Below are 10593 nucleotides of genomic sequence, written 5' to 3'. Positions count from 1 at the left end.
GCACCGCTCCCCATACACGTCGTCATGCCGATACGCGGAGACTCGATTCGCCGCCCGGCGAGGGTGGGCGCTCGGATCACCGCGTTCGGCTCGTGGCCTCACGGCCAGCACGAACTATGCCGAGCACGGGCTGCGCGTTTCACTAGTTGTGCGGCCACCGCAGGTCAGGCGGCGCGAGAAGCCGGTGCGGGACGGACCGGCGCGGATCCTAGTGTTTTCACGAGTGCCGTCCGGGTTCTTCTTTGGTTGGCCCGGCACGTGCCCGGAGAGTCCCGCGTCGCGGCGGGGAAGGCGGGATTTTCTGAGCGCCTCCTATCGTCCCGTGCCAACGAGCCCGGCCGGCTGATGAGTGAGGAACCCCATGGCGTTCAGATATCAGGTTTCGAAACCGTACCTCGCAGGACGGGAGATGGAGTATCTCACCGAGGCCGTCGGCTCCGGCTGGATATCCTCGCAGGGCCCCTTCGTCAGGCGCTTCGAGGAGGAGTTCGCCCAGTACAACGGCGTCTCGTACGGCGTCGCGTGCTCCTCGGGAACGACCGCCCTCACCCTCGCGCTGCGGGCGCTCGGGATCGGCCCCGGCGACGAGGTCCTGGTGCCCGAGTTCACCATGGTGGCCACCGCGTGGGCGGTCACCTACACCGGCGCGGTGCCGGTGTTCGTGGACTGCGGCGACGACCTCAACATCGACGTCTCGCTGATCGAGTCCCGGATCACCCCCCGTACCAAGGTCATCATGCCGGTGCACGTCTACGGCCGGCGGTGCGACATGGACGCGATCATGAAGCTGGCGCACGAGTACAACCTGAGGGTGGTGGAGGATTCGGCGGAGGCGCACGGCGTGCGTCCCGTGGGTGACATCGCGTGCTTCTCGCTGTTCGCCAACAAGATCATCAGCGCCGGTGAGGGGGGCGTCTGCGTCACCAACAGCGAGCATCTCGCCCAGCAGATGGCCCACCTGCGCAGCATGGCCTTCAGCAAGGAACACGACTTCATCCACAAGAAGCTGGCCTACAACTTCCGCATGACGAACATGCAGGCCGCGGTCGCCCTCGCCCAGCTGGAGCAGATCGACGAGATCCTCGCCATCCGCAAGCGGATCGAGAACCACTACGACAGCGGGCTCGACGGCATCGAAGGGCTCACCCTCATGCCGCCCCGCGACGTCCTGTGGATGTACGACATCCGGGCGGAGCGCCGGGAGGAGCTGCGGGAGTTCCTCACCGACGCGGGGATCGAGACCCGGCCGTTCTTCCAGCCCATGAGCCGTCAGCCGATGTACTTCAACCCCGACTGGCCGGCGCTGAACGCCGCCCGCTTCGCGGCCGACGGGCTCTACCTGCCCACCGACCCCGGGCTGTCCGAGTCCGACCAGGACTTCGTGATCGAGAAGGTGCGGGAGTTCCATCTGGAGGGTCGGCACACGCGTATGTGACCCGTCGGCCGGTACGTCTCCGGGCCGTTGTCCGCCGGTCGCTCCGGACGGTCGTCCGTCCGTGCGTCACCGCCCGTCCGTCCCTGCGTACACGTCGCTCGTCCGTCCGTACACGTCACCGCACGCCCGTCCGGCTCGTGCGTCACCGCCGGCGCGTCGCCTCAGATGGCCGTTCGCCGGAACTCCGGCCACAGCTGCGGCCACGGGGCCCGCGGATCGTCGCACCGCCAGACGGGCGTGCCGACCTCCAGGCCGAGTCCGGTGTCCACGGTGGCCACCTGCCGCACGTCGCCGAAGTACGTGCGCAGCCGCTCGCCCTCGTCGCCGACGTACAGCACCGTGCGGGTCCCCTCGGGGGGCATGCCGAAGTACCAGTACCCACGGCTGCCGCTGTACGTCTTCGGCAGCCCACGCTCACCGCCGTAGAACTCGAGGGCGGCGGCCTGCCAGTAGACCCTGGTGATCACCACGGCGTCCCGCCGCTCGTCCGGCGGCAGTGTCCGGTACGCCCGGCTGACCGTGTCGGCGAACTCCGGCCAGCCGAACTGGCCGATCGTGATGAGCTCGACCCCGAGGTTCTCACCGGCCCTGGGCTGCCGCACCCACTCCGCCGGCAGCACCGGTAGCCAGTAGAGGGACGGCAGCACCGACAGCGCGACGACCGGCCAGGTGGGCACCCAACGCCACCAGCGCGCCGCCCGGCGCCGCTGCAGTTCGACCGCGGCCGCGGACCACAGCACGGGGAAGAGCCCGATCACGTAGTACCACCGGCCACCGGCCAGCCAGAAGACCAGGATCACCGTGACAGCGGTCACGCCGTAGAACCGGTAGGGCCTGAGCAGCGGGGAACGCAGCAGCCGCCACAGGCCGTACCAGGCGAGCACGGCCCCGGCCAGCAGGCCGGGCTGGGCGAGCACGAGCGGGAGGAACAGCGCGCGGCCACCGTTCAGGCCCACCTCCTCCGACACCGTCCGGACCATCTCGAACTGCGGCCATCCGTTGCCGGCCTGCCACACCAGTCCGGGAAGCGTGGTGAGCAGGGTGATCGCGGCACCGGCCCACAGCAACGGCCTGCGCGGCAGGTCCCGTGGCCCCACCGCGAGCGCGGCCACCGCCAGCGCGAGCCACAGCACCGGGATGAGGAACTTGACCTGCAGGGCGACGGCCGTGGCGAGACCCGCCCACAACAGCGGGCGGTCGTCGGACCGCCCCTCCTCACGCAGCCGGACCCAGCGGATCACCAGCCATGAGACCACCGCCCACAGGAAGCCGTCGAAGGCGTTCGTCGCGAGGAGGTGGCCGTTGACGACCATGCCGATCGCCGACACCGCCGCGGTCATCACCTGCGCCCGGCGCCGGCCGCCCAGCTCCCTCGCGATCTGGGCTGCGACGACGACCCCCAGCGCCGTGACGAGCGTCGCCGGAAGCCGCAGCGCGACCAGGGATCCGGGAAACAACGTGTCCATCGCATGCGCGATCAACGGGAGCATTGGCGGCTGGTCGGCGTACCCCCAGCTCAGGCGCTCGCCGGCCGCCACGAAGTACAGTTCGTCGGCGAAGTAGCCGTATCGGCCGCTTGTCACCAGCAGCAGCACCGCGACCGCTCCGGCGATGACCGACACCGGCCCCCGGGCGAGAGGTGCGATCGTGCCCTCCAACGCGTCGGCCACCGCCCGCGCCTTCGTCACCGGCTCGCCCATCCCTCACCCGTCCTGTTGTTCCTCGAACCGCGACGTCCCACCGGGAAACGGTCAGGAAATGGCGAACTCGGGCGAGTAGATGTCAAGCCAGCAGTGCATGTCGATTATCTTGTCGAGCAGAAGCTTGTCTCCGTGCGATATCTTCGCCGAGTCCATTTCGACAATGGACTTCAGCCATTCTCGGTTGAACAGCGTGAACAGCGGGCTGTGCGCGTCGGCCAGCACCTCTTTGGCCTGAATCTGCAGGGTGCTCGAATAGCGGACGTCATGCATCATCGTCGGGTAACCACTCTTCACCCGATTGGCCACCGACGGCGGAAGCAGATCCTTCACGGCGTGCCTCAGCAGGCTCTTCTCCCTGCCGTCGAACGACTTGAGCTTCCAGGGGGTGTTGTAGAGGTACTCGACGAGACGGTGGTCACAGTACGGAACCCGCACCTCAAGGCCGACCGCCATGGACAGCCGGTCCTTACGGTCGAGCAGCATCCGCAGGAACCGGGTCAGGTGCATGTGGAACATGACGCGCATCTGGCGCTCGACCCGCGACGCGCTGTCGAGGTGATCGACGGCCGCCACCGCCGTCGCGTACTGATCCCCGAGGTAGCCTTCCAGTCCCATGGCCTGCAGTGCCTCCCCCGTGAAAGGCATGACGGCGGAGGCACTGGGCTGCGAGTTGAGCACCGCCGCCATCCAGGGAAAGATGGGAAGCGCGCGCATGTCGTCGTGGAACCACCGGTAGCCGCCGAAGTTCTCGTCCGCCGCCTCGCCGGACAGGGCCACCGTCGATTCATTGCGTATTTCTCGAAACAGCCTGTACATCGAGATATCCGATTCACCGAACGCGTTCGGCGTGTCCCGTGCAGTGATCACGGAGCGGCGAATGGTCGGATCGGCCAGATCATCCGCGCTCAGCACCACCTGCCGGTGCACCGGCTTGATCAGATCGACCATGTCCTTGACGAACGGCGCGTCCGGGGTGCTCCGGAACACGTCCGCCTTGAAGCGGTCGACGTGATCGACGAAGTCGACCGAGAACGTACGTACCCGTTCACCGCTCGCGGCCAGCCTGGGCGACGCGAGAGCGGTGATCGCGCTGGAATCCAGCCCACCGGAGAGCAGGACGCACTGCGGCACGTCGGAGATCAACTGCCGGCCGACGGTGTCGCCGAGCAGCTGCCGCACTCGTTCGACCGTCTTCTTCTGGTCGTCGGTGTGCGGCGCCGTCTGGAGTCTCCAGTACGTCCTGTTGCGGATTCCGCTCGCCTGGACGGTGACGATCGTGCCCGGCTCGACCTCGTGCATCCCCTTCCAGATCGCCTGGCCCTGCCCGATGCCGGTCACCGCGGTGCGGATCCCGTCGAGGTCGATGGCCTTGCGAGCGAGGGGGTTGGCCAGAATCGCCTTCGGTTCCGATCCGAACAGCACACCGTCGCGAGTCGGGTAGTAGTAGAGCGGCTTCACTCCCAGGCGGTCACGGATCATGACGAGCTTCTGGTCACGGGAATCCCAGACGGCGAACGCGAACATCCCGTTGAGGTGGTCGGCGACGCCTTCCCCCCATTCGAGATAACCGTGCAGCACGACCTCGGTGTCGCTCGCGGTGAGGAACCGGTGCCCTTTGGCCTGCAGTTCCTTGCGCAGCTCGATGAAGTTGTACGCCTCGCCGCTGTACACCAGGACCACCGGACCGTTCGGCGTGGCGAACTCCATCGGCTGCACGCCACCGTCCAGGTCGATGACCGCCAGTCTTCGATGACCGAGCGCGACGTGTCGTTGAAGCCATGTTCCGGAGGCGTCGGGCCCGCGCAGCGCCATGGTGGCGGTCATCGCGTCGATCGTGGCCTGCCGTTCGGTCAGATCCGCGTCATAGGACACCCAGCCGGTGATCCCGCACATAAAGGGTTCTCTCCTTGTCCGTCAAAGAAATCGACCGCGGCTCTCATGAGCGGCCTGCCCGGTCGGATCCCGGCAGACCACCGATGAGGGTCGAGAGGTCTGCCGCGGACCTGGCCTTCCACCGGGGGCCCGACTCGACGCTCGCCTGTCGGCCGGAGGCTTGGACGACATCGGGGAGATGTCATCGCCACCCCGCCCCGGTAACGCAGACACCGGCCCCGGCACCCTACTGAGACCTGATGCTATGAACGCTCGGCTAGGAAAACGCCTACTTAATCCGCGAATTCGACGCCACCTGCGATCACGCCTCTGACCTGGGACAACAAGGGGATTCTGTGTCGACGGAAGCGCGGCACCCATAAAACGGACACCGTTTTTTGAAGAATCAGGCGGGCCGTTAACGGCCGGCCGCGCACCGGGCCGCGAGCGCCCGCCCATCACCCGCATCGACACCGCGAATCTAATGATTTCCGGGAATCGGTCACACCAGGATGTGCCGGACAGGAAACTCAAGATCGCTGCTCGGATCCGTCACACATGTCACCTCGGCAGCCGATCCAGGGAGGCAACCAAGGGTGAACCCGACTTCGACCGCCACCGGCCCGGCCCTTGAACGTCCGACTGTGACGCGATGCGCGCTCTCATAGCGACCGTCGGCTCCGAGGGGGACGTCCAGCCTTTTCTCGCCCTCGGAAAGCGCCTGCTCGCCGAGGGTCACGACGTCGTGTTCTCGGCCTCCGACAGCTACACCGCACGCGCCGGCGCCGTCGGCGTTCCCTTCGTCGGCAGGCCGACCTGGAACGAGACGGAATTCCGGGCGAACTACCTCCGCATCATCAGCGAGAGGAACAAGCTGCGGCAACTGACCGTGGTGATCGAATTCCTGGCGCAGGAGCAGCGTGCCGCGCTACCTCAGCTGATGGCGCTGGCCGGTGAGGCCGATGTCGTCATCCACTCACCGCTGGCCATCGGCGCGGTCGCCGCGGCACGCGCGGTCGGCACGCCCCACGTGAGCGTGCACCACACCTGGCCGCTGCGCCGAGCACGCGGGCACGGCCCGACCAATGTCGACCTCGGCCCCGTCGGCAACGCCCTTGCCTGGGCGGTCACCGGCGCGGGAGTCAGGCTCGCGACCGACAAGCTCCTCAACCAGGTCGTCGCCGCGGCCGGCCTTCCCCCCTGGCGCGACATTCTCTTCGACGCGAGCCATTCGCGCCTGCTCAACCTCATCGCCATCAGCCCGCACACCCTTGAGCACGATCCGCTCTTCGGTCCCGCCTACCTCAACACGGGATACTGGTTTCTCGACGAGCCGGACTACGTGCCCCCGGACGACCTCGCGGCGTTCGTGGCCGACGAGCCGCCGGTCGTGATCGGCTTCGGCTCGAACAACGGGTTCGACGCCAACGCGGTCACCGAGCAGCTGCTCGACGCGGTCAGCGGCCTGGGCCGGCGCGTCGTCCTGCTGTCCGGCTGGGCGGGGCTCGGAGACCAGGAGCTCCCGCCCCACGTCTTCCTGGCGGGCTTCGTCCCGCACGGGTGGCTCTACGCCCGCGCCGCGTGCGTCATCCATCACGGGGGCGCCGGCACGACCGCGGCGGCGTTCCGCGCCGGTATCCCGCAGGCGGTCGTGTGGCTCCAGGGCGATCAGCTCCACTGGGGAAGAAGGATCGCGCAACTCGGCGTCGGGCCGTCTCCTCGTTCCCAGCACGCCCTCAAGGCCGGCTGGTTGCGGGGCGCGCTCGACAGCCTGCTCGACAACGGCGACATGGCGGCCCGTGCCCGGATGCTGGGCACCGCGATCCGCGCGGAGGACGGAACCGGTATGGCGGTCCGCGCGATCGAGAAGGCGTTCGCGGCCAGGTGAGGACGGCCGCGGCGGCAGTCGCATCGCACCCGAAACCCGCGCGGCGAGGCGCATGACCCGGGCGCGGCCGTACCGCCGGGGTGCCCTCAAGGTGCTGTCGGGGTGTGGCGATCGAAGTCGTCGAGAGGGTCCGTACGGCGGGCCGTCGGAGATCGCGTCACCGCGCGGGTTGCCCCTCACACCAACCCGCGAAGCGGCACCGGGACTTCCGGTCGCGATCCCTACGCGTCAAGGGACTCCCACCAGGATCGGTTCTCCTGATACCAGGTGACGGCGTCCGCGAGGCCCTCCTTGAAATCGATCACGGGTTCGTAGCCGATCTCCTCGGTGATCTTCCCGTGGTCCAGCGAGTACCGGTAGTCCTGGACGCGCCGGTCCGGCACGTAACGAACCCGGTCCCAGTCGGCACCGGCCAGTTCGAGCAGAAGACCGGTCAGCTCACGGTTGGTGAGCTCTATCCCGCCGCCGATGTTGTAGATCTCACCGGCGCGGCCCTTGTCGAGGACCATGGAGATGCCACGGCAGTGGTCGTCGACGTGCAGCCACTCGCGGACGGCGCTGCCGTCGCCGTGCAGGGTGAGGTCACGCCCCTGGAGCAGGCGGGTGACGAAGCGAGGGATGATCTTCTCCGGGTACTGCCGGGGTCCGTAGTTGTTGGAGCATCGGGTGATCGAGAGGTCCAGCCCGTAGGTGCGCCAGTGCGATCGGGCGAGGCAGTCACTGGCCGCCTTCGACGCCGAGTACGGGTTGTTGGGCTCAAGCCGGAACCGTTCCGTCCACGACCCCTGCTCGATCGACCCGTACACCTCGTCGGTGGACACGTGCACGACCCGCTGGATCCCGTTCATCCCGCACTGTTCGAGAAGCCGGTGGGTGCCCATCACGTTGGCCCAGACGAACGGCTCCGCGTCGTCCACCGCCCTGTCGACGTGCGACTCGGCGGCGAAATGCACGACCGCGTCGTGCCCCGGCACGAGGTCGGCGAGCAGTTCCCGATCGCAGATGTCACCGCGTACGAAGGTCAGCCTTGGATGTTCCTCGGGCAGGTTCTCCCTCCTGCCGGCGTAGGTCAGCTTGTCCAGAACGGTGATTCGGGTGTCCTCGTGGCCGGGATATCGGCCTTCCAGCATTGACCGAACGAAATGGGATCCGATGAACCCAGCTCCGCCAGTGACCAGGATTCGCATCTGATACTCCTTCATCCGCGTTACCTGCCTCGCCTCTGGCGGACAACTCGGACGGAAACACGGTGTCGGCGATCATGTGATTCCCCCAGATCAAGGGGTTTCGTTCAGGCGATTGTGCCTCAGCCGATCAGGTAATTCCCCTAGTGTTGTCGGACGTAGGCTCCGACCGCCGGCCGATCGAGGACTGGTCGTGAGCTGTCGAAACGCCTTCCGGCAGATCGAGCGCGGTGGCCACGGCGGCCGGGCGACCCGACAGCTGGAGGGAGAGAACGCTGATGGACACCACCAGCCGGTGCCTGGTGTGCGGGGCCGACCGCCTGGAGGAGGTGGTCTCGCTCACCCCGACTCCGCCCGCCAACGACATCGCGCCCACCGCAGAGCTGGCCAGAGCCCAGGACCGATACCCGCTGGACCTCGTGCGCTGCGCCGGATGCGGTCTGGTCCAGCTGGTGGACGTCATTCCCCGGTCGGTGCTGTTCGCCGACTACCGGTACGCCACGGGTGCCGCTCCCGCCCTCGTCGACCACTGCCGTGCGCTGGCCACCCTGGTCACGGATCGGCTGGGGCTCGCCGCCGGGGCGAAGGTTCTGGAGATCGGCTCGAACGACGGCACGCAGCTGAGCTTCTTCGGTGAGCGCGGCATGCGGGTGCTCGGCGTCGACCCGGCGGTGGAGGTGGGGACCTACGCGCGGGAGCACGGGGTTCCGACGCTGACCACACATTTCGGTGTGGAGACGGTCGAGAGGATCCTGGGCGACATCGGACCCGTCGACGCGGTGCTGGGCAGTAACGTGCTCGCCCACGTCAACGACGTGAACGGAGTCCTCCGCGCGATCCGCATGCTCCTCAAGCCGGGGGGCAGTGCCGTCATCGAGGTCGCGCACGTCCTGCCGATGGTCCAGCACGGTATCTTCGAGTTCGTCTACCACGAGCACCTTTCCTACTTCTCCCTGCACGTGCTGGCCCGGGCGGCCGAGGCGAACGGCCTCGCGGTGTTCGACGCCGAGCTCATCTCGACCCAGGGAGGCTCGCTGCGCTGCTGGATAGGCCGCGACGACGACGGCCGCTCCCCGAGCGCCGGGTTCGACCGGATCCTGTGGGCCGAGGTGGACGCGGGGGTGCCGGACGGCGGTTTCCTCGACGGCTTCGCGAACCGCGTCGACCGGGTCTGCACGACCCTCAACGACGTGCTGGGCGGCCTGTCGAAAACCGGCCGGCGGATCAGCGGGTACGGCGCGTCGGCACGAGCCGTCACCCTCCTCTCCCAGGCGGGAGTGGGCGGCGAGATCGACTGGATCGTCGACGACAACCCGCGCAAGGTGGGCAAGTTCACGCCGGGCGACGGTATCCCCATCGTGGGCTCCGAGCGGCTCGTCGCGGGCTCGACCGACTACTGCGTACTGTTCGCCTGGAACTTCGAGGCCAGCATCCGCGCACGGTCGACGGCGTTCTCCGCGGCCGGCGGCTCGTTCGTCGTGCCGTTCCCCGAGCTGTCCATCCGGTGAGGCCGATCCTGTCGGCCCGGCACATCGCGTGACGATCGTCTGGAGGAGTTGACGTGCACGTCCTGGTCACCGGAGGCCTGGGTTATCTCGGCCGTGCGCTCACCCCCGGGCTTCTCACCGCCGGTCACCGGGTCACCGTCCTGACCCGGGGCCACCCGGACACGGAGCGGCCCGCCGACGTCGGCCTGGTGGAAGGCGATGTCCGCGACCGCGGCCGCATCCGGGAGATCGTCGCCGCCGGACGCTTCGACGCGGTGTGCCACCTCGCCGCGGTGTCGCGGGGGCGGGACTCGTTCGCCGACCCGCTGACGTACTACGACGTGAACGTGGCCGGTACCCTCAACCTTCTCATGGCGCTCGACGACATCCGCGAATCGGTGCCGCCGGTTCGATTCGTGTTCGCGTCGACCGACAAGGTCTACGGTTCGCGGCACGTCGGCGCCCTGGGCGAGGACGTGGAGCCCCATCCGGAAAGTCCCTACGCGGCGTCGAAGGTCGGTGCGGAGCAACTCGTCGCCGCGTACGCCGCCACCGGGGCGATCGGCGCGGTCACGCTGCGGTGCTTCAACATCGCCGGAGCGGCCGGCGGGCGCGCCGACACCGACACCGCGCGCATCATCCCGAACATCTTCCGCGCGCTCACCGGCGAGTCGCCGTACGTCACCCTCAACGGCGACGGGTCCGCGGTCCGCGACTTCGTCCACATCCTCGACGTGGCGGCGGCGATACGGCTCTCCCTCGCCGCCGTGCGGGTGGGCGAGCACCGTGTCTACAACATCGGGAGCGGCACCGCGTCCAGCATGGCGCAGGTCGTGGCGACGGCGGAAGCCGTGACCGGGCTCCCGGTACCGGTCAGGAAGGCGCCGCCCAAGCCGGAACCGCAGATTCTCACGGCCGACAACGGCCGCGCCGTGAAAGAGCTCGGCTGGCTTCCCGAACGGTCGGACCTCACCGAGATGATCACCGAGGCGTGGAACGCCTGGAACGCCTGACGATCGGCCGC

At 68.2% G+C, this 10593-nt stretch carries 7 protein-coding genes; 4 read left to right on the top strand and 3 right to left on the bottom strand.

What is annotated here, in order from left to right; genetic code table 11:
- The first annotated feature begins 409 nt into the window (after positions 1-409).
- A complete protein-coding gene (locus tag ACFY3V_RS36675) occupies positions 410-1435 on the top strand; it encodes a DegT/DnrJ/EryC1/StrS family aminotransferase (protein ID WP_350949972.1) in 1026 nt (341 codons plus the stop codon).
- Between the two features lie 161 nt (positions 1436-1596).
- Here ACFY3V_RS36675 and ACFY3V_RS36670 read toward each other — a convergent pair whose 3' ends face one another.
- Both ACFY3V_RS36670 and asnB read right to left on the bottom strand, forming a co-directional pair.
- On the bottom strand, positions 1597-3135 hold the full coding sequence (locus ACFY3V_RS36670; protein ID WP_389779857.1) for an ArnT family glycosyltransferase: 1539 nt from the start codon (positions 3133-3135) through the stop codon (positions 1597-1599).
- A gap of 51 nt (positions 3136-3186) precedes the next feature.
- On the bottom strand, positions 3187-5031 hold the full coding sequence (asnB, locus tag ACFY3V_RS36665; RefSeq protein WP_389779855.1) for an asparagine synthase (glutamine-hydrolyzing): 1845 nt from the start codon (positions 5029-5031) through the stop codon (positions 3187-3189).
- A 631-nt stretch (positions 5032-5662) separates the two neighbouring features.
- On the opposite strand from asnB, the gene ACFY3V_RS36660 reads away from it, so the two are divergent.
- The gene (locus ACFY3V_RS36660) at positions 5663-6898 is read left to right on the top strand and encodes a glycosyltransferase (RefSeq protein WP_389779853.1); all 1236 of its coding nucleotides are present in this window, start codon (positions 5663-5665) and stop codon (positions 6896-6898) included.
- 221 nt (positions 6899-7119) lie between these two features.
- Here the strand turns inward: ACFY3V_RS36660 and rfbB are convergent, their stop codons facing one another.
- Positions 7120-8085: a dTDP-glucose 4,6-dehydratase gene (gene rfbB / locus ACFY3V_RS36655; protein WP_389779851.1), complete on the bottom strand. Its 966-nt coding sequence runs from the start codon at positions 8083-8085 to the stop codon at positions 7120-7122.
- Between the two features lie 275 nt (positions 8086-8360).
- On the opposite strand from rfbB, the gene ACFY3V_RS36650 reads away from it, so the two are divergent.
- Complete coding sequence (locus ACFY3V_RS36650) at positions 8361-9590, top strand: class I SAM-dependent methyltransferase (RefSeq protein WP_362906550.1); 1230 nt, start codon at positions 8361-8363, stop codon at positions 9588-9590.
- A gap of 53 nt (positions 9591-9643) precedes the next feature.
- Entirely contained in the window at positions 9644-10582 is a 939-nt protein-coding gene (locus ACFY3V_RS36645) for an NAD-dependent epimerase/dehydratase family protein (protein ID WP_362906548.1), read from the top strand.
- Positions 10583-10593 lie beyond the last annotated feature (11 nt).

This window comes from Streptosporangium sp. NPDC000095 (assembly GCF_042899335.1).
Taxonomy (GTDB): Bacteria; Actinomycetota; Actinomycetes; order Streptosporangiales; family Streptosporangiaceae; genus Streptosporangium.
Note: the sequence above shows the minus strand (reverse complement) of the source record. Positions and strands in the feature narration are given on the sequence as shown.

What these genes read in the sequence shown, in the direction of transcription:
- ACFY3V_RS36675 (WP_350949972.1), top strand. Translation starts at nt 410, where the DNA reads ATGGAGTATCTCACCGAGGCCGTCGGCTCCGGCTGGATATCCTCGCAG.
- ACFY3V_RS36670 (WP_389779857.1), bottom strand. Translation starts at nt 3,135, where the DNA reads ATGGGCGAGCCGGTGACGAAGGCGCGGGCGGTGGCCGACGCGTTGGAG.
- asnB (WP_389779855.1), bottom strand. Translation starts at nt 5,031, where the DNA reads ATGTGCGGGATCACCGGCTGGGTGTCCTATGACGCGGATCTGACCGAA.
- ACFY3V_RS36660 (WP_389779853.1), top strand. Translation starts at nt 5,663, where the DNA reads ATGCGCGCTCTCATAGCGACCGTCGGCTCCGAGGGGGACGTCCAGCCT.
- rfbB (WP_389779851.1), bottom strand. Translation starts at nt 8,085, where the DNA reads ATGCGAATCCTGGTCACTGGCGGAGCTGGGTTCATCGGATCCCATTTC.
- ACFY3V_RS36650 (WP_362906550.1), top strand. Translation starts at nt 8,361, where the DNA reads ATGGACACCACCAGCCGGTGCCTGGTGTGCGGGGCCGACCGCCTGGAG.